The following is a 24,040-nucleotide window of genomic DNA, read 5'->3' as shown; positions in this document are numbered from 1 at the left end:
CATGGACTAATGTGGCTGCATTGCCTCAGGAAAAGACGCAGTCAGAAACTGATTGGCGTAATGTTTGTTTTCAGGGCATCAGCTCAATCCGGTCTCGGTCTACATGCGAAAAACTGATATCTGCCTTTCGCAGCTCCAGAATGTTCCAGCTTGCACGTGGGATGCGTTTGGCGGCATGGTGCAGGAGCAAACGCTTCAATGGTCCCGCGCGAGCGGGTTAATAGGGAACTCCGTTATGTTCTGGTCAGACAATCGGCCGGAAGCAAAGTCGGAGGCTGCTCCCGCAACTGTAGGCGGTATGCCGCTGGTTCGTTCACTTTGAACGTGGACCACTGTTCTCATAGGAACGGGAAGGTTGGAACCAGTTGGCCATGATCCGTGAGCCAGGAGACCTGCCATTGCTCAGCCACCAACCGTCGGGCGGGATGACCGAAGGAAGGAGAGAATATATGCCTGTCTGCCTCATGCCTCGGTCACTCCTGATGAATCAGGCGATGGACTCTTTTCAGGTCAGGGGGGCTTACCCCATCATTTCTGGCCGATATACAAATGATGCTTTTGTGCTGCAAACAGCATTAGTTCGTTAGACACTTCAGAGTCAGTCACCGGACAATCATGCATTCTGTCCGATAATTGATAACGGGTACACTTGCTCAGACAAAATGTGAGAGACGACACGATGCTCCATGACGAGGGATTGTATTGTTTCCTTTGCGCTGAGCCAGTTGAAAAGCCGAGGCAATGGAAAACGAACTTCACCAAATTTCAGATCATTCAGCGTGCGTGGTACAGATTGATTTAAGACGTGTCAGAACCAATCCGAACTTTTGGTATCCTGTCGCATGGTCCCGTGAATTGGGACGGGAAAAGGCAATCGATGTCCGGTTTGCAGGACAGCATATCGTCGTCGTGCGCCCCAAAAGCGGCATTCCTTATGCTCTGGATGGCCTGTGCGCCCATCGGCAGGTTCTGCTTGGCAAAGGAAACGTCCATGGTGACCTGATAAGCTGCGTTGCTCATGGTCTGAGATATAACCGGCACGGCCAATGTGTTTCGCCGAATGTTTCAGCCGAAGCGCAATGTCTGCGTCTCAAAAGTTGGGCCTGCCGCGAAAAAGATGGGCTCATTTTTGTTTTCATGGGAGACCAGTCTCTTGCGGCGACGACCGCGCTTCCTGATTTTCCAAGGGTGAGAGACAGGCGCTATCGCACGCGGCGCTTCGGGCAGGTGGTGAACTGTCATTACAGTTTCATGCATGAAAACCTGATGGATATGAATCATCAGGTTTTGCACAGTCGGTTGGTCGGGAAAATGAAGCCTCGGTTCCTCGGAATGGATCACGGAGAGGATTTTGTGGAGGCCCGCTACACCTTTGCACGAACCGGCGGCAAACAGCCTTTGAGCGAGGCGCTGATCTACGGCCAGAGACGCCGTGATGGTCGGGATTTTGCCTACCGGGATGTCATGACCATCAGGACACAATATCCTTACCAGATCCTGCGTATTGAAACGCAAGGGAGTGAGGAACCCGTGATGGAGTTATGGATCTCTTATGTGCCGCAGGATCGTGAGGAGCTGACCAACCGTGTTTTCGGTTTGTTGTCGATCAAACGACTGAAAGTGCCTTTTTTACTGGATATTGCCTGGCCAATACTGGTCGCATTCACGGAGCGCGTCTTCTTTGAAGATCGCGAGATTGTCGAGCTGGAACAGGCTGCATGGAAAGACCTCGGTGGAGATCACAATCGGGAAGTCTTCCCGGTTATCAATCAACTTCGTGATCTGCTCAGGCGATGTGGTCAGGCGCCAGAGAGTGTAGAAAAGGCGGCCCCATGAGATTGCCTTTTATCGCGCCACCTTCCCATGCTTTTCATCCTTTGCTGGAAAAGATCATTCTTCTGGCGCCTGATCGAACCTGTATAATTTCCTTGCTGGGAACAGATGCTGCTTTACCTGAAGAAGAACAATTGCAGCAGAATGGCTATGATCTTTTCCAGATGACTGTTTCCAATCTACCAACAGACCATCAGATGCGTGGTGACTATCTGGAAGCACATTTCAGGCCGCTTCTCGATACAGCGATAGAAATGGCGATGGCGCTGACTGACAGGCCAGCGCACGTGCCGGAAGCAAGTTACGTGCAAACCTATATAGCGGTTCAGAATCTGATTGGTGCACAGAAAGCTGCGATGGATCTGTATTGTCGTGTGCAAGTTGAATTTATGATTTCTTGAACAGTGTGAACCTGAAGAGACAGATCATGAGTAATGTCATAGATTTCCCCACCCAGAATGGGGCAGGCAGGCCCTATCTGGCGGCAAAAGATCTCACAAAAGAACAGTGCCGTTTTATTCTCTCTCTACCGATAAGCGGCGAGTATGGCATCCCCATAGCGGATCGCGGTGCCATTCGCGGATCATTGATATTGATGGGATATGTCGCGGCCGGATTTTCCGTACGCTGGGGCAGTGCTGCTGCTCGTCTTACCAGTCGAGGACGAAGCATGCATCGGGAATTGATGTCTCGTGAAAATCATTGGTGAAGTGGAATAGGATCTGAATAGAAAAAGCGAACACTTGTCATTTGAATGCTATCTTGAATTTCGAATTAAGAAACTATGCAATGTTGTCAGAACTAAAATTAGGCGATCACTGATAAAACAATGTCGGTTTTTTGGACGTCTGAAACGATTTTCTTAAGACCGACATGACGGCGAAAGCGGGAGATCCGCTTAGCGCGCAGCAACCAAACTGGACTTGCAACGGTTTTGTGCCGGTCCGTGGTAAATTTCGCTATGTTTTTAGCAAGAAATAGCTGCATCGCTGATCGTTGAAAAAAGGAATGAAACATGCCGGACACACAAGAAGGGAAAGGGCTAAAATTTTTCTGGGGTAAGGCTCGCCCGGCATCAGTCGGCTTGGGGGAAGACACTTTAATACATCCGCTTATCGCCCATATGCTGGATGTGGCGGCAGTAGCAATTCTTTTGCCCGGTAGTCAGCGGTTAGGGTTGGACAATCGCCAGTTGGGGATGCTGGTTGCTTTGCATGATATTGGCAAACTAACGCCAGCTTTTCAGGCAAAAGTTCCGGAGTGCTGGCCAGAGCAGGCATTGGGAGAGTGTCCTGATGAAGTCGTGGCATCACGTCATGACGTGGATGGCGTATTATTTCTTGATCGCGTTTGCCGAGAGGAACTGGCACCGCTATTTGGCACTAATTCCGAAGGGGAAGGCTGGCTGCTTTCGGATAAAAGGCGGTTATGGCGTGCTGTGGCAGGGCATCATGGACAGCCAGTCTCAGTAAACGATTATCAAACTCGTGCTTCTGATATTAAGCTATCGACACCATATGCTCACAAACTTGTTAGTCTGTTATTTGATGTTTTTCGTCCTCCTCCTATCAAGCCTTATCATTCATTAGATCATCTACTCCAGTTGGAATGGCAGTTAGCTGGGTTGACGGTTCAGGCGGATTGGATTGGTTCACGGCAGGAATGGTTTCCATATGTCAGGCCGGATGATGTTGATGATCTTTCAGGTTATTTTTGGAACAAAGCCCTTCCTCGTGCTCAAAGTGCGATTGTGCATGCAGGGCTTGCTCCCGCAAGCATTTCACCATTCCAAGGCATTGCACATTTGTTTCCGCATATCAGGACGCCTTCGCCAGTTCAGGCGCTGCTGGACGTTACGTCTCTTCCTGCCGGACCAACTCTGGTGGTGATTGAGGATATGACGGGTTCCGGCAAAACTGAAGCGGCGTTGGTGGCGGCGCATCGGCTGATGGCATCCGGGCGGGGCGTACATGTTCCCCGCACACGCGGGGATGAACTGGTGAAACCCTTACTCTAGTGGAAAAGGCATGGGGGTTACCGAGCAAGTGGGTAATCGGTATAGCCTTCTGCCCCCTGCGTGTACCAGGTTTGGATATCATCCTTATTCAGGGGAAGGTTATCTTCCAGACGGTGCACCAGATCCGGATTAGCTAAAAAAGGTCGGCCAAATGCAATGGCATCGGCAATACCGGTTGCGACCGTTTCAATCGCTTCGTCCCGTGTGTAATCCTGATTCAGAACCAATGGTTTTGTAAAAACTTTGCGGATCGGAGCATGCAGCTTCGGCTGATCGGTCTTGCCAAATGTGCCATGAGGGCCGGGCTCGCGCAGTTCGAGAAATGCAATATCGAGATCGTTCAGAAGCTTTGCGGCGGGTAAGAAAACCTGATCGGGATGGCTGTCGATGCAGCCTTGTGTATTGCCATTTGGTGAAAGCCTGACAGATGTTCTGTCCGCGCCAATCGTGGCGATTACTCGTTTCGTGACTTCATGCAGAAAGCGAATACGGTTTTCAGGAGAGCCACCATATTCGTCAGAGCGATGGTTGGTGCCGTCTCGCAGGAATTCATCAATCAGATAACCGTTGGCTGCGTGAATTTGTACACCGTCAAAGCCAGCCTCCAGTGCATTGCGGGCGGCTTTTTCGTAATCATTCAGAATACGGGCAATGTCATCCTTGGTAAGGGGCCGGGCAACTTCGGGAGGCTGCTTGCCGTTATATGTATGAAGTGGCTCAGGTGCCTTTGTTGCTGAGCAGGATACAGGTTGCTGGCCCGTTACACTGGAATGCACCATGCGGCCCATGTGCCAGAGTTGGGCCACAATCTTTCCGCCCTTTGCATGCACTGCCGCAGTAACGGGCTTCCATGCTTCTACTTGCTCTTGTGACCACAGGCCCGGCGCATAGGGCCATCCAAGACCTTCTTGGCTGATTCCGGTTGCTTCCGAGATGATCAGACCAGCGGTGGCACGTTGCGCATAATACTCGGCCATAATGGGGGTTGGAACATGCTGGCGGGTGCTTCTACCGCGCGTTAGCGGTGCCATGAGAATTCTGTTTTTAGCGTAAATGCTTCCCAATTTAATCGGTTCAAACAGGCTGGGCATGACATTATCCTTCCTAAAAAGCGCAGTTCTTATGAGTTGGAGAGAAACGCTTGCTTCATAACAGCGTTTTTACATGAAAAATAAATAATAAAATTTTGTTATTGTTATAATTATCAACGTTAACTGCTGCCAGCAGGAAGTTCTAGAATTGGAGAGGGCAGGGTTATCTTCCTACTTTTTGCCCAATATGAAAAATGTGGGTCACTCTTTTCTAAGGAATATTCCATGTCATCAAGCTTTGTAACAAGAAGGCTGTTTTTGAGTGGTATAGCAGTTGGTGTGGCAGACTCCTTTTCTGGAAAAGTCGAAGCAAAAGAACAGATTTCCGTTGCTGCCCACTCTCCTTTTATTGCCAGCGGTGTTGCTGTCTCACACGAGGGAGTGGTTTTTCTGGGTCTGCCACGTTTCCCCGGAATGGAAAAAACGCCCTCAGTGGCGCGGGTAAATAACAGGGGAGAGCCAGTACCTTTTCCCGGAGGGCGCTGGAACACATGGCAAAAAGGGAAGAATGGTTCTCAAGCCTTTGTTATGGTAAATGCTATTCACCTCTTTCGAGATAATACGCTCTGGGTTGTGGATCAGGGAGCACCCGTAGGCAGCCAGCCGGAGCCGGGAGCGCAGAAGCTGGTACAACTTGATGTAAAAACTGGCGACATCATGCAGGTGCTAAGCTTTTCTGCGGCCATTATGCCACCCGGTGCGCGGTTTAATGATCTGAGAATACACGGTGATCTGATATTTGTAACGGATAGTGGCCTTGGTGGCGTTATTGTCCATAATCTTTCTACTGGAAAGACGCTTCGGCGGCTGTCTGGCCAAAAGGTCATGCGGAATGATGGTGTGCATCTGCACAGGGGGATTGGTGGGCGTATTCTAGCAGATGGAGAAGGGAGACGCCCCGATATTGCCAGTGATGATATTGAAGTAGATGCCAGTGGAACGTGGCTTTATTTTGCGGTTCCGGCTGGCCCTTTGAAGCGTATTGGCGTTGCTGACCTTCTGGACATGGCCCTGACGGATGATCAGCTTGCGCAAAAGGTCGAGATTGTTGCGGAAATTCCTAGCATTGGGGGAACCTGCATGGATACGCGTGGAAATATCTATCTTGCAGATGCGGAAAACAGCCAGATTACCGTGCTGTCGCCATCAGGAAAGCGGGCAACGCTGGTGCAGGATCACCGCTTGATTTCTCCCGATGCGCTTTTCATAGACCGTAATCGCAGGCTGTATGTCCCATGCCCCCAGTTACAGAAACTGGCTTTTTTGAATGATGGACGGAATGAGGTGCAGGCCCCATTTCTGGTTTTTTCCATACCTTTACCAGATAGTCTGGACGGAATTCCTTTAGGGACGGGTGTGGAAGGATGAAAAACATTCCATCAGGTTGGTGCTCAGCACTCTGTCTGTTGCTGGCCGCCACGATCCTATTCTTTAGCTCACACGCTAAGGCGGCCTGTGTGCCAAATACCGAGCAGATAGGCAGTTTTCCTATATCGCAAAGAGAAATCATCTTTTAATACTTTTTATAGGCATTTCTATAAGCTGCAATTGCATTGTGGTGTCACTCTGCCATGAGTTCGCTCCTGCCACGACATCTGGTGTGAGTATATCGGCGCAATTTTCTCTCTCACTCTGCATGGCGAAGGAACTGGGGGAATGAGTTGGTGAGAAAATCACATTTAGCAAGCCAATGGTAACATCCAGATAGACCATCTGTATTGATACAATACAATAGAGTATACAGAAAATACACATCTAAAAGGACCGATTACAGAATGAAGATCATCAGAACCGCCGTGGCCATGGTTATTATTGCCAGTACGGGTGCCTGCACATCTTCGGGTGATGCTTCTATAAAACATACAACACTTACGGAAGTTAACCAGAATATTCATGATGGCGTGACAACTTCATCTCAAGTGCATCAAATTTATGGTGAACCGGGGCAGAAAGGTTACGAAAACGGCTATGAGTTCTGGGTTTATAGTTTTACGGTCGGGAGAGAAGATGGTCTCTCAATAGCTCAGGATGTTGTTGGTCTGGGTATGCTTGGAGCAAGAACAAACAACAAAAGCAAAACACTTACTATCGTATTCAACAATGGTATTGTGCTGAACCATAGTTTTTCCACTGCGAATTTTAGCTCCAGTAGCGGAATAAGACAGTAGCATTATGAATTTATTTTTGGGGACACACAAAGGAAAATCGTGCCTGCTGCGCAGTATCGTAGATGATACAAGTTTTGGCTGTTTTCTTTAAAAATATGAGCCACAGAAGCAATGTGACATGTGCTGTCTGTAAATACGAATTGTCGAATATGATAAAATGCTCGTATTTTCTTTCACGGCTCACAGCAGCATATGCATGATCAGGAAACCGGTAGCTTTCATGGCCCCTTCAATATTTAAGCCACATCACGTGCAAACACTCACAAACATAGTGCTTTCATCCCATGAATAACCAACCGGTTTCCGATACGCAACGCCGCTTGGTGATGCTTTGCGCTGTGCTCGGAATTGTATTGGGAGGGCTAGATGGCGCCATTGCCAATATCGCTCTTCCTACCATTGCACGAGATCTTTCATGTAGCGAAACGCTGACTGTCTGGATTGTTAACGGATATCAACTTGCTGTTGCGGTCAGTTTGCTACCTGCTGCGGCATTGGCTGAATCTCTTGGCCTTAAAAGAGTATACGCTTTTGGTCTTGCCCTATTTACTGCGGCTTCTCTGGCTTGTGCGCTTTCCGGATCCATTGGTCTTCTTGTTGGTTCACGCGTTTTACAAGGCGTTGGTGGTGCCTGTATGGCAGCATTAAGCGGCGCACTCGTAAGAAGCGTTTACCCGCGAGAATTTTTGCATAAAGCCTTCGCAACAATTGCACTTGCAGTTGCTATTTCAGCCGCTACGGGCCCCACATTGGCTGCTGCGGTTTTATCTGTTGCCACCTGGCCTTGGTTATTCCTGATCAATCTACCAATCGGTCTTATAGCGGTTCCACTTTTCCTCCGGGTAGCACCACATAGCCCGCGCCGTTCATTTACATTTGATTGGCTGGGCGCTTTGCTAAATGTTGGTGCTCTGGGGCTCGGTGTTCTTGGTGTTGATGCGCTTGGGCAGAAAGAGCCCAGATGGGCGGGTATTGAGATTGGAACAGGCTTTTTGTGCGCCGTTATGCTGTATATGCAGCAGCGCCGCCAGAAGGCCCCTATGCTCCCCCTTGATCTTCTAGCCATCCCCCTGTTTTCGCTCTCAATCCTCACATCTGTTTGTGCCTATGCAGCACAAATTTTAGCCTATGTTGCTCTGCCATTTCTGTTTCAAACAGTTATGCATCAGTCTGCGGTTACAACTGGCTTGCTTGTTACACCTTGGCCATTGCTTGTTGCCGTGGCTGCACCTTTTGCTGGCCGGTTGGCAGCCCGCCACCCTGCATCTGTTTTAAGCAGTATTGGGCTGACTATTCTGGCGGCTGGATTAACCATGTTGAGCATTATGCCTGCTCACCCACCATTTTGGGATGTCGCTTGGCGGATGGGGGTGTGCGGCATTGGGTTTGGTTTTTATCAAACACCCAATAATCTTACAGTCATGACTTCTGGCCCAACAACGCGCAGTGGCGCGGCCAGTGGTATGTTAGCTGTTGCGCGTACGATGGGCTGGGCGCTGGGCTCAGCTTTGGTGGCACTGGTTTTTGGTTTATCAGAAGGAAGTTCTGGGGCTGTTCATTGCCTAGAACTGGCAACAGGATTTGCCCTTACCGGTGCTCTTCTCAGTGTTTCTCGCCGTGTTATCCGAGATAAGCAATAGCACCAAAAAACAGAAGAGGTTGTGAAAGCCAGATAATAAACCACGCTTTGTCCGTGAGGATCGGTTATCATCCGCACATGAAGGCTGTGAGCATTTAGATGAGTGCCTAGAAACGCCTTATGAAAGACCTCTGGATACTGTAGCTGGGGTGTATGCTGTTCATTGGGAAATTCAACCAGTTTTGCATTAGGAATGGCGGCTGCCGCTGCCTCGCCAAGTTCAGGGTAATGCCTCAACTTTGCACTTACGTTGGAAGGCGCGCTATTACTCCCTATTGCGGTCACATCCTTGTCCCCGATCATCAAGGTTGTAGGGGATTTGAGGCGTGGCAGCTCATAGATAACCGGCTGTGTTGCGATCATGTCGTACAGCAAAGCAGAATTCCACGCGACAATATCAGCATCAGGCCTCCGGTACATGCAGGCAAGCTGCCCGAAACTGAACTGATAGGCTCGTGGCTTACTGGACTTTCAAAACCCAATCTGGTTTGGAGCAATAACCCGATATCCTCGATTAGTAAGAACATGAATTGTGTTTTTCCATGTTGCTGTACAGAAGTTTTACCATGCACAACCACCTGTTCCTTAGGATGCTCCGGTTGGATATTCATGTAAGCCATGTGTAATGTTTGTTGCTGGGACTGAAATGAAAACTCTCAAACAGGACATGGGTATGAAAAACCCTGTAATTCAGAACCATAAACAGAAGTATCCTGTGGGGTAGTAGCTCATTTTATGAAGAAACTCGAATTTATTAAATAGCAGTTTGGAAAACGTTCTCTTTTTATGCTGCTAAAGTCCAAGATCGGAAAGCTCAGGATGATCGTCCGGCCGACGTCCTTGGGGCCAATGAAACAAGCGGTTTTCTGCTTCGATATGTAAATCATTAATTGATGCAAAGCGGCGGAGCATCAGTCCATCGGGGTTAAACTCCCATACCTCATTGCCGTAAGATCGAAACCACTGTTCCGCGTCATCATGCCATTCATACGCAAAGCGAACAGCCATGCGGTTATTGCGAAAACCCCAGAGTTCCTTGATGAGACGATACTCATGCTCTGTTTTCCATTTGCGCTTTAGAAAATCTACTATTTCATTACGGCCATGAATAAATTCCGTTCGGTTGCGCCATTGACTATCTACAGTATAGGCCTGTGCCACTTGTTCAGGGTTTTGGGAGTTCCAAGCATCTTCGGCAAGGCGGACTTTGCGTGTTGCGCTCTCGATATCAAAAGGTGGAAAGGGCGGTCGTGACATAGTGGACTCCTGATCTGATGCAGCATTTAACGTTGCTACAGCACAGTGTTTGAATTCACAGGTTATCTAGTGAGTAAGAATTATAGTCTGAACATGGATGTTTTGAAAAAGAATTTATTATTTATATGTATTTCATTTTATGGGAGCGATTTTTGCTGCGCATACAACACAGGAAGCGCCGATGTTACGTGCCTGTCCAAAATGACAATGCAGAGGTCAAGTTGATGTGCTTACATCAGGCAGGAAATTTCTGTTAGTTTTGGCTGGTTATCTGAAACCTGTTTTCAGTTTTAATAGGGGTGTTTTATGTTTACTTGCGTCGGCTACGCTGTCTCCAGCGCGACTACTCCGCTGGCTCCTTTTACCTTCCAGCGTCGTGATTGCGGCCCTCTCGATGTGCAGATTGATATCACCCATTGTGGTATCTGCCATTCTGATATTCACACTGTTCGGAGCGAATGGGGCCCTGCGTCTTATCCATGTGTGCCCGGGCATGAAATCATCGGGCGAGTTGCTGCCGTGGGTGTGGATGTTACGCGCTTTAAGCTGGGTGAGTTGGTGGGTGTGGGGTGTATGGTTAATTCCTGCCAGACATGTGCTTCTTGTGAAGCCGGGTTAGAGCAATACTGCGATGCCGGGCCAACGTGGACTTACAATAGCCCAGACCCGGATTTTCCCAAAACGGATGCCTATACGTTTGGTGGATATTCACGCGCAATTGTGGTGAATGAACGTTTTGTGCTGCGTGTACCAGAAAATTTGGATCCGGCTGCCGCAGCGCCTTTGCTTTGTGCGGGCATTACCACATGGTCTCCGCTGTCGCATTGGAAAGTGGGGGTTGGCCATAAGGTTGGCATTGTTGGGTTAGGTGGGCTTGGCCATATGGCAGTAAAGTTTGCTGTGGCACTGGGGGCGGAAGTAACGCTTTTCACCACCTCTGCAAATAAGGTGGAAGATGGCAAACGCTTGGGGGCTCATCACGTAGTTATTTCGCGGGATGCAGAGGCCATGGCAGCAGAAGCCAACCAGTTTGATTTTATTTTGGATGCTGTTTCTGCCGAGCATGATATTAATGCCTATCTTGCGTTGCTTAAGCAGGACGGACACATGGTTCTTGTTGGTCTGCCAGAAAAGCCGATGTCTATTGGCGCATTCAGCCTTGTGGCTAAGCGGAGAAGCCTTGCGGGTTCAGCAATCGGTGGTATTCAGGAAACACAGGAAATGTTGGATTTTTGCGGCAAACACAATATTACAAGTGATATCGAAGTTGTGCACGCAGATCAGATTAACGAGGCTTATGGGCGAGTTTTGCGTTCTGATGTAAAATACCGCTTTGTTATAGATATGGCTTCTATGCCGAACAGTGCTGCAGCCTAACACGAGGGCATTACAGCTTTCGTGCAGCATAGTTTTGCAGCTATTTTTCTACGGGGCCAGATCATGATGGCCCCGTAGATGCGGGGTGGATGCGATATTTCTAAAATCTCACATCCGCTTTTAAGTAGTAAAAACCACCATTAATACCAAGTTGTGATGTGCTCATGTAATACTGAGGCACACCGAGGTAGCGGTTACTGTCTGGCACGCGTGAGGGAAGGGCATTGAACAGGTTGTTTGCCCCAAGCGTAAAGGACAGTTGCGGCATAACCCGGTAGGTAATGTCCAGATTGGTTACAAATTTGGGCGTGTTATGGAATTGCGTAAAGGAATAAGCGCTTACGCTGGCGCTATTGGTTGGCCCTGTATAGTCAGTAAGTTCTGAAGTGGTTTGCCCCCAGCGTATTTCATGCACGCCTACAGTCCATTTGCCATCACTGCTGGTAAAGCGGCCACCCCAGATCATTTTGCTACGTGGGTAAGCTGTTGTGATGTAGGCAATACTTTGGGCCGTAAGCAGGGGCGTGCCATCTGCTGCGTTGCTTTGGTGTGTCAGGCGCGTGCGGTTCAGGTTGATACCCACATCCCAGTCAATACGGCCTATTGTAGGGCTTAATTCCGTTGGATACGTGGCGGTAATATCCAGCCCTTGCGTGCGCGTGCTGGCCACGTTTGCAAACCAGTGAGTGGAAAGAGAACTGCCCCACGTGGCGGCATCAGCCGGAAGTGTAAATCCGTTCATTTGCAAAGCAGAAAGAGCATCCGTACCATATACGTTACCGCCTGGCAGAATCTGATCGCGTAGGTTTATCTGGTAAACATCTGCCGTGATATGCAGCCGTTTGACGGGTTCAAGCACAATACCGCCAGAAACATTGGTGGAGCGTTCTGGTTTAAGCGCACTGGCGCCATTTGCACGCGCACCAGGTGAGTTTGCTGCAATAATGCCGCGCGCCGCTGTGGGAGAAACAGCAACAGCACTGTAATATTCTTGCGCCAATGTGGGGGCATGAAATCCGTTTGATATTGTCGCACGGAGGCCAAGCCATGGCAGAGGATCATAACGCAGCGCTGCCTTGCCTGTTTCCGTATCGCCTACATCTGTATAATGTTCGTAACGGCCCGCCAGATCGAGTTGCACGTTCTTGGCAAGATGAGTGGCAATATCAATATAACCACCAATAACATCGCGGCTATAATTGCCTGCATTGGCAGCTACTGTGCCCTGCAATGCATCAGACCCGCTACTATAGGTGGAATCTGGAGATCCTGTGCCAATGCTGTAGCTTTCATAGCGATAGGATGCACCTCCAGCTACGTTGATAGCATACGGCCAGCCGGGAATATGGAAGGCTTTGCTGAGATCAAACGTGTTGCTCCATTGCTCATTATTGTAGCCCTGAGCATTAAAATTTGTAGGTGTGCGGCCTGTATCTGTTGAAAGGGCAAGATTGGCTGAATTGGCAATTCCGATCCGGTCATAATCACGCCCGTAAACGGATGACAGATCCCAGTGCCAGTTATCAATTTCGCCACGTAGGCCTGCCGTTACTTCCCAATCATTTTCATCCATCGTCATGACAGGGGAATAACCATTTGGATAAATGGCGGCGTAAGCCGGGTAATTATCCAAAGAGCTGGCTGTCCGATAATTCTGGAAGGATTCAGCATGGCGGTGCGCATAGGTGGCTACCGCATAAGCTTCCAGATTATCCAGTATATGATATCCGGCTTTTACAGCGACAGTCTCGCGCGTTTGTTCAGGCTGGCCTAGAAGTTTGTTGATTTTTGTGTTCGTGCGCAGGTCTGGCGCACTGCGATATGTGTGATCTTCATGCACATAATCACCGCTGACATGGATATACCCGCGATCTGTCAGCTTTGCGCCACCATCCATGTAAATGCCTTGCTCAAACCCATCCTTTGAGGCCGTGATGCCCGTAAGGGATTGGGCATGAAAGCCATGATCCTGCTTTTTAAGAATGATGTTCACCACACCAGCCACAGCATCTGACCCGTACTGGGCTGATGCGCCATCTCGCAGAATTTCAACATGATCAATGGCAGCAAGTGGAATCATGTCTACATCAACAGGCGTACTTCCCTGTTGAGGGCCGGGGTCTGCATAAATATTGGCTGTGGTGTGCCGACGCTTACCATCCACAAGCACAAGAGTTTCATTCGGGCTTAGCCCGCGCAGACTGAAGGCCGATGTAAGGGCTCCTGCATCGTAACCACTGGTTGGCATGGTTAAAGAAGGGGCAAGTTGGGTGAGTGCTTCACGGAGGGAGGGCATGCCTGTTTCTGAAAGCTGGCGTGCCGTAATGATATCTACAGGCGAAATACTATCTCGTGCCTTTTTGCCAATTTCACGGGTGCCGGTCACAATAACAGCTTCAGTACCGCCAGTTACGGGTTGTGCAGCAACAGGATGCGGCGCGGTTACTGTTGATTGCGGGGCGCGGGAGGTCGAAGGGGCTTTTTTCCCTGTGGTTTGATGCTGTTTAGGTAAGGAGCTGCTTTCATTCTGGGCATGTACCGGTTCAGCCAATAAGCAGAATATGGAGGTTGTTCCCAAAAAGAGAGGGCGTGTGATGTTAGCTGGACGAGCCATGATCGAACGGGATGAACGCACAATAAGCTCCTAAAAAACGCATAGAATTCATATACACGATCATATAAGTAGATTAATATTTTCAACATATTTTTTGTATTATATGGAGGAACTTTAAATTTGTGGCGGATTTGCAACATTTGAGAGAACACACTTTGGTACGTATAAACTGTTTCATTAGAAATAAAGGTGGTCTGATTGTAGATCCTATTTGTGAACGCTTTATTATTGCGGGTAGAAGAATTGATTCTGAACTTAAAAATCTTGTATCCTGCCAATAATTTTTGTCTGGCTTGGCGACCAACCATTATGATTTTGTTTTTGTAAATCTTGCAGATGCATTTACCCTACTTTCCGTAACGATGCTAAGAGAGCTTGGTCGTGATATTATTGATCCCAAAACAAAGTTACGATTTTTACCTGAGATGCAGTTGGAAGCAGGAATGATCTATTTGCAGGAAACGCAACTTAGCGCTGCGGCACAATATGCCAGTGATTTTATAGTTAATAAAATAACAAAAACAATTTAAGAAAATATATATTCATTGTTCTGTTGATATTCTTGGTAATTGGGCCAGATTACGCGCAGTTACGCCCCTCCATATGTAAATTTGAGCTTCCCTATTTACGCTTAGCAAGGGTTACGCAATAAGAGGCCTCCGGTTTTGCTTATTCCATTTAGTTATCTGAGGCCCAATGATCCGTCTTGACACTATCAGCAAGTACAATGGCCATCGTGTCATTTTTGTCGATGCCTCTGCTTCGCTTCAAAAAGGTGAGAAAATCGGGTTAGTTGGGCCAAATGGTGCCGGTAAGACAACACTATTCCGTCTTATTACAAAAGAGGAAGAGCCCGATGAAGGGAATGTCTTGATTGATCGGGGCATCACAATCGGTTTTTTCAATCAGGATGTGGGGGAGATGGCCGGCCGCAGCGCTGTGGCAGAGGTTATGAATGGTGCTGGCCCGGTTGCCGAGGTTGGAGCTGAACTGGCCGAGCTGGAGGCCGCGCTAGCAGATCCAGAACGTTTGGATGAACTGGATGCCATTCTCGAACGGTTTGGCGAAGTGCAAGGGCGGTTTGAGGAGTTAGGCGGTTATGCGTTAGATGGCCGCGCGCGCGAAGTTCTGCATGGATTAGGCTTTAGCCAGGAAATGATGGACGGTGACGTAGGCCGTCTTTCTGGCGGGTGGAAAATGCGTGTGGCACTTGCGCGTATTCTGTTAATGAAACCAGACGTCATGCTGTTGGATGAACCAAGCAACCATCTTGATTTGGAAAGCCTGATCTGGCTGGAACAATTTCTGGCTGGTTATGATGGCGCTTTGCTGATGACCTCGCATGACCGTGCTTTCATGAACCGCGTTATCAATAAAGTAATTGAAATTGATGGCGGTGTGCTCACCAGTTTTTCAGGTGATTACGAGTTTTACGAACAGCAGCGTGCCTTAAATGAAAAGCAGCAGCAGGCTCAGTTTGAGCGCCAACAGGCTATGCTGGCCAAGGAAGTGGCATTTATCGAACGTTTCAAGGCACGGGCTTCTCATGCTGCACAAGTGCAGAGCCGCGTTAAGAAATTAGATAAGATTGACCGTATTGAGCCGCCAAAACGCCGCCAAACGCTTTCCTTCACTTTTCCTCCTGCTCCACGTTCTGGTGATGTTGTTGTGAACTTGCGTGGTGTGGATAAAGCATATGGCAGCCGAGTGATTTACAAAAACCTTGATCTGTTGATCCGTCGGCAAGAGCGTTGTTGCGTGCTGGGTATCAACGGGGCAGGGAAATCAACTTTGTTGAAGCTTGTTACCGGAAGTACAGAACCAGATGCTGGCACGGTTACCCTTGGTGGTAGCGTCAAAATGGGATATTTTGCGCAGCATGCCATGGACCTATTGGATGGTGACCGTACTATTTTTGAAACTCTCAATGATGCTTTTCCGCTTGCATCTCAAGGATCATTGCGGTCATTAGCGGGAAGTTTTGGCTTTTCTGGCGATGATATTGATAAATTATGCCGCGTTCTTTCCGGAGGGGAAAAGGCACGTTTGGTTTTGGCATTGATGCTGTACGATCCGCCGAACTTTTTGGTGCTTGATGAACCAACAAACCACCTTGATATCGCAACCAAGGAAATGTTGATTACAGCTTTGGCTGATTATGAGGGCACAATGCTCTTTGTTTCCCATGATCGTCACTTTCTAGCCGCTCTTTCCAACCGTGTTCTGGAACTTACACCAGAAGGGCTTCTCCGTTACGATGGTGGATATACGGAATACGTTGCGCGAACCGGACGTGAAGCTCCAGGACTGCATGAGTAATGCAGTATTCAAACTGAATTCGGATTTTATTCCGACCTAGTTCGGCCCGTATCTTCTTTTACAGATTTCCAACCATGAGCTTACCATGGTTTCTGTAAGAAGTGCGGGCGATTGTGCTGCCCTGTAGCGCAATAAGAGTAGATGAGTTGCTAAATAGGTAGAAGATTGGAAGAGTAAGTTTTTTCGGTCCATGTGAATAAAAATCTGTTGGCTGCATGAGCCGCGTAAGAGAATGAGTTAATCTTTTCACATATTTTTCAAAATATTATGAATATTCATTGTGGTAAATGCATCAAAACATAAAGAAAATATCTTATTTATTTTAGTATCGTATCGGTTTTCTTATAAAATATTTGTAATCATTTCCCGTTTTTGAAACTTTACACAGACCGAGAGGTTTTGTGTCTGGCGGCTAGATTAAAAGACCGTCTCATCTCAAAAAAAGGAAGAGCGCAATGGTCAATCAAGGCGGCAGCCATGAACAGCACGTAAAAGCTGGTGAGCAAAGCCATAAAAACACCGGTAGCTCGCATACTGAAAAGAATGCGGGCGAACATAGCTCTGGCACGCGGGGCGGCACGCATGAACAGCATGTAAAAGCTGGTGAGCAGAGCCACAAAAATACAGGCACATCGCACGATGAGAGGAACACGGGCAAACATAGTTCTGGCACACGGGGCGGCACACATGAGCAACATGTTAAAGCTGGCCAGCAGAGTCATAAAAACACCTGACTTCGTGCTAAATACTGGAGGCATCAGCAAGATTGCTGGTGCCTCTAGGCACGGCATGTTTGAATGCAGGTAGAAGAAAGAATAGTGTTTTCATTGGGGCGATGTTTAGAAGGACATGTCAATGTTGTCCGATTGATGGAGCTTTATGGTAAATCAGAGCAACGCCATGAGTTTGCTTAGCGCCTCTGAAGCGGAATATTAGCAGGCATTTGGGTTACGGATGGCGCCCCTTTGTTATGATCAAGCAAGCGGTACAGGTGCCTACGATTTTACAGATGTTGTTATTTCTCCAGATTGTAATCTTGCCTCAGCCGGAGACTATTTATGGCAATCCGCATGAGCGCCAATGCGAAATAATTGTCTGGATATCACCTCAAAAGCATCATCAATATATTTATCTTGCGCGATAATTCTCTGTTTTTTCCAAAATAGGTTTTGTCGGTAGACAATATAGGGAATACATAAAGCCGGATTATCAGGATCTTCTGAAGACATAATGATACGCCTTGTCAAAGAAGATTAAGGTGGTTTTTTAAAACATATCAGAGGTATAAAAGTTCAATTTAATATTTCATGGCTCTGATAGCGATGGACACATAATATTTTAAAGTATTGTGAGAATTTACAGTCTCTTAGTGATTATGTTCTACTTTATTTTTCATTGTAAAGCAGGAAATTAATTGATCATGAGAATTTGGCATACGGATACATCTTGGTTTTCTAAATATTCTGCTGATTGATGAAAGAATCTAAGGATGAGTTTTATCGTAAAAGTTAAGTGGAGATATGTATAATTACATTATTTACTCATGGTTTGCGTGGCAGGTATATAAGAAAAACTTGACATTTGTGTCTATTTTAATTTGGAAATTATGAATCTGCATTTTTTTATATATAGTTAAATAATTTATGTTTATACGTTATTCCATGAAAACAATAATATATTATTTATTTATATTTTAATAAAATAAAAATAATACGTTTAAGATCAGTATATTAACAATGGTAAAAATTATAATAAATAAAAAAGTAATACTTATTATAAGTATAAAATTAGAATATTTTAAGTATTGTTACTTAAATGAAATGTAATAACAAAAATAAAATTAAATTAATTGACTCGAATCAATTACAAGTGCGTGAGTTCATATATATGTTGCGCAGTTCGGATAGAATAAATTCTAAGGAACTTCATTTTGCACGCATTCACTGCTCTTTTATCCGGCCTGTTTGGTGCGTGTCCGGAAATGGCTCTGTTTCTTGCGCTGGTTATAGGGTGCTGGATTGGGCGCTTTCGTTTCGGTTCGTTCCAGCTTGGTGGTGTGGCAGGCTCGCTTCTGGCGGCCGTGCTTATTAGCCAAGTGGGCGTTCATATTGATTCTGGCATCAAGAGCGTTCTGTTTGCTCTTTTTATCTATGCTGTAGGCTATCAAAGTGGCCCGCAGTTTTTCCGTTCCTTGGGGCGGCAGTCTCTTAAGGAAATTCTGATGGCTGTTGTGCTGGCTATTACGGGGTTAATTACCGTTGTAGCTGTTGCGCGTATATTCCATCTTGATAAAGGGCTTGCTGCGGGGCTTGCTGCAGGTGGGCTTACCCAGTCGGCCATTATTGGCACGGCAGGATCATCATTGGAAAAAATTGGCCTGCCGCTTGCGCAGGTGCAGCAGCTTCAAGGCAATGTTGCTGTTGGATATGCCGTAACGTATATCTTTGGTTCCATCGGGCCTATTCTTCTATGCGTTAACGTTCTGCCATGGTTCATGAAGCGTGGTATCCGTGAAGATGCCATCCGTGCTGAAGCCGAGCAGGCGGGCGGGGTGCATGTTATGGGCGAGGGTGAGGTTTCTGCTTTCCCTAATCTTGTTGGGCGTGCGTACCGTTTAACACAGTCTGATCTGACTGTTGCAAGCGTGGAAAGCATGACTGCTGGCGTTACGGTAGAGCAGGTGCTGCGTAATGGTAAACCAGCCGGAGTAGGGGCTGATACGCCGCTATTGCCGGGTGATCAGATTTTGCTTGTTGGGCAGCGTCCAGATGTTCTGGCCGCTGGGCAGAGCATCGGGCAGGAAATTGGTGAAGTTCCGGGGCTGGATCTTTCCCTCATTCGCCGGGATGTTGTCTTGTCTCGTAAGGATTTTGTAGGAAAAACTGTTGATCAATGCGTGCAGTCTCTTTCTGCTGCTGTGCGCCATGGTGTTTACCTTGTTGCGCTCTCCCGCGCAGGTAAGGCTATGCCTATTACGGGCTCCATGCAGGTAAAAGACGGAGATATTGTGACGTTGCTTGGCACATCAGCAGATGTGCAGAGGGCAGCAGCCCAAATTGGCACAATCCTTCTTCCCAGTATCAAAACCGATCTTGTTTTCCATTCTCTGGGTGTAGCCCTTGGTTTGTTGATTGGTTTGGGGGTGGTGCATATGGGATCTGTTCCGCTTACACTTGGCAGTGGTGGCGGAGCTTTGCTGTCCGGGCTGCTGTTTGGTTGGTATCAAAGCCGACATCCCGTTATGGGGAATATGCCGCAGGGGGCCTCAACTTTTCTGGTAGATTTCGGGTTGGCTGGCTTTGTGGCTGTAACTGGTTTGCAAACGGGCCAGCAAGCCATTGCCACCATCATGCAGCATGGCATAACGCTCTTTCTCTTGGGCGTGGTTGTTACACTGGTGCCACTTATTCTCACCATGTTCTTTGGGCGCTATGTGCTGCGCTATAATAATACGGCCATTTTTGCAGGTGCTCTGGCTGGTTCTCGCAGTGCCAACCCTGCTTTTGGTGAAGTGCTGAACAAGGCGGGTAACGCTGTTCCCACCACACCCTTTGCCATTACTTACGCGGTTGCAAACGTACTGCTTACGCTACTTGGACCACTTGTGGTCGCATTTTCCTGAATACTGAAAAAAAGGAAACGTAATAATGACACTCGACTATTCGAAGTTTCGTGATCTCAGCCCATTTGAACTCAAAGATACGCTCATCAGTCTTGCTTCATCAAAGGCTGATCGCGTTATGCTAAATGCAGGCCGGGGGAACCCCAACTTTTTGGCAACACTTCCACGTGCTGCTTTTTTCCTGCTTGGGCAATATGCTTTGGCAGAAGCGCGCCTGTCTCTTTCTTATCTGTCACCGGGGCTTGGGGGCACGGTACGGATTGAAGGTATTGAAGCACGCTTTGATCGCTTTATTGAAAGCAATGAAGATAAAGAAGAAGCTGCACTTTTGGGGCATGCCCTAAGTTATGTGCGTGATCAGATGGGGCTGCCTGCCGATACATTTCTTGTTGAAATGGTGGAAGGTATTCTGGGCTGTTACTATCCAACTCCCCCACGTATGCTGACACTGAGCGAGAAAATTGTTGGCCAGTATGTGCTGCGCGAAATGGTGGGGGGCCGGATATCTCTGGATTCCACAGATTTTTTCGCAACAGAGGGCGGCACGGCGGCTATGGCCTATGTGTTTAATTCGCTCAAGCAGAATAATCTTATCAAAAAGGGAGATAAAGTGGCTATCGGTATGCCAATCTTCTCTCCCTATATCGAAATTCCACAGCTTGAAGAATATGGCCTTGAAGTTGTGCCTGTACAGGCAGACCCTTCTCTGGATTGGCAGTATCCGGAAAGCGAGTTGGAAAAGCTGCGTGATCCAGCAGTTAAAATGTTCTTCTGTGTGAACCCCAGCAACCCGCCATCAGTCAAAATGAATGATGCATCGCTGGAGAAAATTGCATCCATTGTTAAAGATCGTCCAGATCTGATGATCCTGACAGATGATGTCTATGGCACGTTTGCTGATGGTTTCCGCTCGCTGTATGCAATCTGCCCGCGCAATACGATCCTTGTTTACTCCTTCTCTAAATATTTTGGGGCAACGGGGTGGCGTCTTGGCGTTATCGGCATGCACAAGGATAACGCGATTGATGCACGTTTGGCGCAGCTTCCGGCAGATGCAAAAGCAGCACTGGCAAAGCGTTATTCCAGCCTGACCACAGATTCTGCTGATCTGAAGTTTATTGACCGATTGGTGGCGGATAGTCGTGCTGTGGCACTTAACCACACGGCGGGCCTTTCTACGCCACAGCAGGTTCAGATGGTGCTTTTCTCTTTGTTTGCACTCATGGATCACGAAGGCCGTTATAAAGCTACACTCAAGAGTGTTATCCGCCGTCGAGAAGCTGCGCTCTACCATGAACTAGGTGTGGCGCCATCAGAAGATGCAAACGCGGTAGATTACTACACGCTGATTGATCTGGAAGACACCTGCCGTGCTCTGTATGGCGAAGACTTTGCTCAGTGGATGCTCAAGCGCGCCAGCACAGGTGAAATTCTGTTCCGGATTGCAGATGAAACTGGTATTGTGCTGCTTCCCGGCGCAGGGTTTGGAACCACACGCCCATCAGCCCGTGCATCTCTCGCCAATCTGAATGAATTCCAGTATGCCGCAATTGGTCGTTCATTGCGCAAGATGGTTGAGGAATATCATGCTGAGTTTGTGAAGCCTCAGGCGTAATGAACGTTGTGTCTGGAAGGATAAGGTTCTTCTTTCGGTAGGTTTGGTTTTTTAACGATGAGAAAGAGAGGTAAGGGCATTCCCTTATCTCTCTGCGTCGGAAAGAGTGTTCTTTTATGGTTTCTGTGCGTGGTCTGCCTATTCTTGCTGCAATTTTGGGAGTAGCTTCTGTTATGCCTGTTTTTTCCCACGCAGAAGGGGCCAGTGCACCTCCTGTTGCGCATAAGCAGGTTTCCTTGCCACGTGTGCTTGTGCTGGCTACAGGTGGCACAATATCCGGTAAGGCCGATACCCGTTCTGCTATTGGCTATGATGCCGGTGCCGTAACTGGTGAGCAGTTGATTGCAGGTGTGCCAGGAGTTGAAAAACTGGCCCAATTGCAGGTGGAGCAGATCTCCAACATCGCTTCTCAGAACATGAACAGTCAGGTCTGGTTTAAGTTGGCTGAACGTATTCGGCAAGCGTTTGCCAATAACGAAGTTGATGCCGTTGTGATCACTCACGGAACTGATACGATGGAAGAAACGGCCTTCTTCCTGGATAATGTGATTGGGGATGCACGCCCGGTTATTTTAACTGGAGCAATGCGGCCGAGCACGGCCATTAGTGCAGATGGCCCCGCTAATATGTATGAAGCCGTAAAGGTAGCGGCAGACCCGCAGGCCCGCGGAAGAGGCGTTCTGGTTGTGCTGAATGATGAAGTGCAATCTGCTCGTGGCGTGAGCAAAATGCATACAACTGCGCTACAAACATTCCACTCACCTAATCTGGGCCCAGTGGGTTATGTTGATCCAGCAAGCGTGCGTTTTGTTGCCCCAGCCAAACCTCAGCAGCATCTCGATTTACCGGCAGATCACACATTGCCACGGGTGCAAATTGTATATGCCCACGCAGATATGGATGCCCAGCAAATTGATGATGCCGTAAAAAATGGGGCTCGGGGTATTGTCATTGCAGGTATGGGGGATGGAAATGTCTCAACAGATGCCTTGGCAGGCATAGAACGCGCCACAAAGTCTGGTGTGATTGTTGTGCGTTCTACCCGCGTAGGCAACGGTTTTGTAAACCGCGATGTGGAAGTGGATGATGATCACTACGGGCTTGTGGCCTCTATGGATTTGAACCCACAAAAGGCACGGATACTTTTGCAGCTTTTGCTGGCTAATGGAAAAACCTCAGCAGCAGATATTCAAAAAGCTTTCAGCGCAGGCTTTTGAGCAGAAAGAACTCAGCAGGATGAGTAAGTGAATGAGAGTACGCCTTAAGCAATGGGCATATGCAGGTGGCAAGGTTTCCGTAAGAAAAGCGTTTGTCTGCTTTCTTGCATCTGGTGGGAGCTTTGCATCCGCCCATGCAGATCAGTGGTATACAGGCTCGCTCGTTTCCCCTTCTGGCACAACGCGGGAAGGGGTGCTGAATGTTGAACCTTATTATTCCTATAGCCAGCCCTTAGGGTCTTTTGATGCGCATGGACGGGCAGAGCCTGCATCTCACCCTATGCAACGCATGTTTTCCAATTCAACTCTTTGGAAATACGGGATTTCTCAGGATTTCAGCATTCAAGTCCATACCATTGTAGATTATGGATGGAAGCATGCAGATGGCCATTCTCATGGCCCCAAAACAGGTGATGTGCCTGTTGATCTTATCTATCGTTTGGTGCGGCCTAATCCTAAACGTTACATTCCGGCGTTTAACCTGTTTGCAGGTATGATTTTTCCTACAGGGGATTACAAAAAACTTGGTGATGCACAGGACGGAGTAGGGAGTGGTGCATACGTTTTCCGCTTTGCCTTGACTGAGCAATCTACTTATACATTACCGGGCAACCATGAACTGCGCCTGCGTGTATGGAACTGGTTCCGGCGTGCTGTAACATCAGCTAAACTGACGGATGTGACCAGTTATGGCACAGCTCACGGGTTCCGTGGCCGTGGTCAACCGGGAATGAGCGGCCAGACGGGTTTTTCATTAGAATATGGTTTAAGCCAGAAATGGGTTCTGGCCATGGATCTTGCACGAGACTGGTCTAATGGGTCTACGCTTCGTGGGCATGATGGTAACGGCAATTACATCCATAAAACAGGAACATCCGGAACGGATTGGCAAATTGCTCCTGCGTTTGAGTATAATTGGAATGCACGTTGGGGGGTTATTGTGGGCTCGGCATTTTATTTTGCAGGACACAATAAGAGTATTCAGGTTTCCCCACAGTTTGCAGTCAATGCCATGTTCTGAGGTTAACTTTGTAAGGTTTTTGAGTATTGCTTTAACGCGAGCAGAATTTTTATAGGTAACACTTGTAATGACAAGAACAATGGTGGATGCCGTGTTCTTGTCTGCGACCTGCTTTGGTGATTTTAACCAGATACCTGTCATAACAATTCAATGATATTTTGTTGCTGGATGCTCATTTCAACGTGAGAATTAAAAAATCTCAGTATATGTATTATTGAGAATAATTTGCATTATCCTTATGTTGCATCCC

The 24,040-nt window shown here is 47.8% G+C and carries 20 protein-coding genes and 1 riboswitch; of the genes, 15 read left to right on the top strand and 5 right to left on the bottom strand.

The genetic code is table 11. The features are described from left to right. Positions 1–70: 70 nt before the first annotated feature. Positions 71–199: a hypothetical protein gene (locus tag DS739_RS14575; RefSeq protein ID WP_255411702.1), complete on the bottom strand. Its 129-nt coding sequence runs from the start codon at positions 197–199 to the stop codon at positions 71–73. After that, a riboswitch (cobalamin riboswitch) is annotated at positions 183–415 on the top strand. (Overlaps the previous gene by 17 nt.) A gap of 326 nt (positions 416–741) precedes the next feature. Here DS739_RS14575 and DS739_RS08045 point away from each other — a divergent pair. From DS739_RS08045 to DS739_RS08025, 4 genes are all read left to right on the top strand, one after another. Then, positions 742–1,836, top strand: coding sequence for a Rieske 2Fe-2S domain-containing protein (locus tag DS739_RS08045; RefSeq protein ID WP_006117263.1), 1,095 nt, complete (start codon positions 742–744; stop codon positions 1,834–1,836). Further along, positions 1,833–2,234 carry a hypothetical protein gene (locus tag DS739_RS08040; protein ID WP_231621197.1) on the top strand — a complete coding sequence of 134 codons (402 nt, stop codon included), beginning with the start codon at positions 1,833–1,835 and terminating at the stop codon, positions 2,232–2,234. The genes DS739_RS08045 and DS739_RS08040 overlap by 4 nt, the downstream gene beginning before the upstream one ends. A 26-nt stretch (positions 2,235–2,260) precedes the next feature. Continuing rightward, positions 2,261–2,542: a hypothetical protein gene (locus tag DS739_RS08035; RefSeq protein ID WP_231621198.1), complete on the top strand. Its 282-nt coding sequence runs from the start codon at positions 2,261–2,263 to the stop codon at positions 2,540–2,542. A 306-nt stretch (positions 2,543–2,848) separates the two neighbouring features. Further along, positions 2,849–3,850: a CRISPR-associated endonuclease Cas3'' gene (locus DS739_RS08025; protein WP_006117261.1), complete on the top strand. Its 1,002-nt coding sequence runs from the start codon at positions 2,849–2,851 to the stop codon at positions 3,848–3,850. Between the two features lie 17 nt (positions 3,851–3,867). Here DS739_RS08025 and DS739_RS08020 read toward each other — a convergent pair whose 3' ends face one another. After that, positions 3,868–4,941 carry an alkene reductase gene (locus DS739_RS08020; RefSeq protein ID WP_006117260.1) on the bottom strand — a complete coding sequence of 358 codons (1,074 nt, stop codon included), beginning with the start codon at positions 4,939–4,941 and terminating at the stop codon, positions 3,868–3,870. 225 nt (positions 4,942–5,166) lie between these two features. On the opposite strand from DS739_RS08020, the gene DS739_RS08015 reads away from it, so the two are divergent. From DS739_RS08015 to DS739_RS08005, 3 genes are all read left to right on the top strand, one after another. Continuing rightward, positions 5,167–6,309: an SMP-30/gluconolactonase/LRE family protein gene (locus tag DS739_RS08015; protein ID WP_114012462.1), complete on the top strand. Its 1,143-nt coding sequence runs from the start codon at positions 5,167–5,169 to the stop codon at positions 6,307–6,309. A 407-nt stretch (positions 6,310–6,716) separates the two neighbouring features. Next, complete coding sequence (locus tag DS739_RS08010) at positions 6,717–7,109, top strand: hypothetical protein (RefSeq protein WP_035352011.1); 393 nt, start codon at positions 6,717–6,719, stop codon at positions 7,107–7,109. A gap of 284 nt (positions 7,110–7,393) precedes the next feature. Beyond that, positions 7,394–8,749 carry an MFS transporter gene (locus DS739_RS08005; RefSeq protein ID WP_006117256.1) on the top strand — a complete coding sequence of 452 codons (1,356 nt, stop codon included), beginning with the start codon at positions 7,394–7,396 and terminating at the stop codon, positions 8,747–8,749. 791 nt (positions 8,750–9,540) lie between these two features. Here DS739_RS08005 and DS739_RS07995 read toward each other — a convergent pair. After that, entirely contained in the window at positions 9,541–10,005 is a 465-nt protein-coding gene (locus DS739_RS07995; RefSeq protein ID WP_006117255.1) for a nuclear transport factor 2 family protein, read from the bottom strand. 306 nt (positions 10,006–10,311) lie between these two features. Here DS739_RS07995 and DS739_RS07990 point away from each other — a divergent pair, with 306 nt between their 5' ends. Next, the gene (locus DS739_RS07990) at positions 10,312–11,382 is read left to right on the top strand and encodes an NAD(P)-dependent alcohol dehydrogenase (protein WP_006117254.1); all 1,071 of its coding nucleotides are present in this window, start codon (positions 10,312–10,314) and stop codon (positions 11,380–11,382) included. 100 nt (positions 11,383–11,482) lie between these two features. Here DS739_RS07990 and DS739_RS07985 read toward each other — a convergent pair whose 3' ends face one another. Continuing rightward, positions 11,483–13,996: a TonB-dependent siderophore receptor gene (locus tag DS739_RS07985; protein WP_035352013.1), complete on the bottom strand. Its 2,514-nt coding sequence runs from the start codon at positions 13,994–13,996 to the stop codon at positions 11,483–11,485. A gap of 284 nt (positions 13,997–14,280) precedes the next feature. On the opposite strand from DS739_RS07985, the gene DS739_RS07980 reads away from it, so the two are divergent. The 3 genes from DS739_RS07980 (at position 14,281) to DS739_RS07970 (ending at position 17,049) form a co-directional block, all read left to right on the top strand. Then, positions 14,281–14,526 (top strand): hypothetical protein, encoded by a 246-nt coding sequence (locus tag DS739_RS07980; RefSeq protein ID WP_006117252.1) that lies wholly within the window; start codon positions 14,281–14,283, stop codon positions 14,524–14,526. A gap of 166 nt (positions 14,527–14,692) precedes the next feature. Then, a complete protein-coding gene (locus DS739_RS07975; RefSeq protein ID WP_006117251.1) occupies positions 14,693–16,315 on the top strand; it encodes an ABC-F family ATP-binding cassette domain-containing protein in 1,623 nt (540 codons plus the stop codon). Positions 16,316–16,770: 455 nt separating this feature from the next. Next, positions 16,771–17,049 (top strand): hypothetical protein, encoded by a 279-nt coding sequence (locus DS739_RS07970; RefSeq protein ID WP_006117250.1) that lies wholly within the window; start codon positions 16,771–16,773, stop codon positions 17,047–17,049. Between the two features lie 318 nt (positions 17,050–17,367). Here the strand turns inward: DS739_RS07970 and DS739_RS14165 are convergent, their stop codons facing one another. Further along, on the bottom strand, positions 17,368–17,544 hold the full coding sequence (locus DS739_RS14165) for a hypothetical protein (protein WP_156100428.1): 177 nt from the start codon (positions 17,542–17,544) through the stop codon (positions 17,368–17,370). A gap of 701 nt (positions 17,545–18,245) precedes the next feature. Here DS739_RS14165 and aspT point away from each other — a divergent pair. The 4 genes from aspT (at position 18,246) to DS739_RS07945 (ending at position 23,790) form a co-directional block, all read left to right on the top strand. Next, positions 18,246–19,937, top strand: coding sequence for an aspartate-alanine antiporter (gene aspT / locus DS739_RS07960; RefSeq protein WP_006117249.1), 1,692 nt, complete (start codon positions 18,246–18,248; stop codon positions 19,935–19,937). A 25-nt stretch (positions 19,938–19,962) separates the two neighbouring features. Continuing rightward, on the top strand, positions 19,963–21,552 hold the full coding sequence (locus DS739_RS07955; protein WP_006117248.1) for a bifunctional aspartate transaminase/aspartate 4-decarboxylase: 1,590 nt from the start codon (positions 19,963–19,965) through the stop codon (positions 21,550–21,552). Between the two features lie 116 nt (positions 21,553–21,668). Next, positions 21,669–22,769, top strand: a complete 1,101-nt coding sequence (locus tag DS739_RS07950) for an asparaginase (RefSeq protein WP_006117247.1) — start codon at positions 21,669–21,671, stop codon at positions 22,767–22,769. 31 nt (positions 22,770–22,800) lie between these two features. Further along, positions 22,801–23,790, top strand: coding sequence for a transporter (locus tag DS739_RS07945; protein ID WP_006117246.1), 990 nt, complete (start codon positions 22,801–22,803; stop codon positions 23,788–23,790). Positions 23,791–24,040 lie beyond the last annotated feature (250 nt).

This window comes from Acetobacter sp. JWB, assembly GCF_003323795.1.
GTDB classification, from domain to species: Bacteria; Pseudomonadota; Alphaproteobacteria; order Acetobacterales; family Acetobacteraceae; genus Acetobacter; species Acetobacter oryzifermentans.
This window is presented reverse-complemented; position numbering and strand designations above follow the sequence as displayed.

Coding starts and splice junctions, on each gene's coding strand:
- DS739_RS08025 (WP_006117261.1), top strand. CDS start 2,849: ATGCCGGACACACAAGAAGGGAAAGGGCTAAAATTTTTCTGGGGTAAG.
- DS739_RS07985 (WP_035352013.1), bottom strand. CDS start 13,996: ATGGCTCGTCCAGCTAACATCACACGCCCTCTCTTTTTGGGAACAACC.
- DS739_RS07990 (WP_006117254.1), top strand. CDS start 10,312: ATGTTTACTTGCGTCGGCTACGCTGTCTCCAGCGCGACTACTCCGCTG.
- DS739_RS08015 (WP_114012462.1), top strand. CDS start 5,167: ATGTCATCAAGCTTTGTAACAAGAAGGCTGTTTTTGAGTGGTATAGCA.
- DS739_RS14165 (WP_156100428.1), bottom strand. CDS start 17,544: ATGTCTTCAGAAGATCCTGATAATCCGGCTTTATGTATTCCCTATATT.
- DS739_RS08035 (WP_231621198.1), top strand. CDS start 2,261: ATGAGTAATGTCATAGATTTCCCCACCCAGAATGGGGCAGGCAGGCCC.
- DS739_RS08005 (WP_006117256.1), top strand. CDS start 7,394: ATGAATAACCAACCGGTTTCCGATACGCAACGCCGCTTGGTGATGCTT.
- DS739_RS07970 (WP_006117250.1), top strand. CDS start 16,771: ATGGTCAATCAAGGCGGCAGCCATGAACAGCACGTAAAAGCTGGTGAG.
- DS739_RS08010 (WP_035352011.1), top strand. CDS start 6,717: ATGAAGATCATCAGAACCGCCGTGGCCATGGTTATTATTGCCAGTACG.
- DS739_RS08045 (WP_006117263.1), top strand. CDS start 742: ATGGAAAACGAACTTCACCAAATTTCAGATCATTCAGCGTGCGTGGTA.
- DS739_RS07975 (WP_006117251.1), top strand. CDS start 14,693: ATGATCCGTCTTGACACTATCAGCAAGTACAATGGCCATCGTGTCATT.
- DS739_RS07945 (WP_006117246.1), top strand. CDS start 22,801: ATGAGAGTACGCCTTAAGCAATGGGCATATGCAGGTGGCAAGGTTTCC.
- DS739_RS07950 (WP_006117247.1), top strand. CDS start 21,669: ATGGTTTCTGTGCGTGGTCTGCCTATTCTTGCTGCAATTTTGGGAGTA.
- DS739_RS07955 (WP_006117248.1), top strand. CDS start 19,963: ATGACACTCGACTATTCGAAGTTTCGTGATCTCAGCCCATTTGAACTC.
- DS739_RS08020 (WP_006117260.1), bottom strand. CDS start 4,941: ATGCCCAGCCTGTTTGAACCGATTAAATTGGGAAGCATTTACGCTAAA.
- DS739_RS07995 (WP_006117255.1), bottom strand. CDS start 10,005: ATGTCACGACCGCCCTTTCCACCTTTTGATATCGAGAGCGCAACACGC.
- DS739_RS08040 (WP_231621197.1), top strand. CDS start 1,833: ATGAGATTGCCTTTTATCGCGCCACCTTCCCATGCTTTTCATCCTTTG.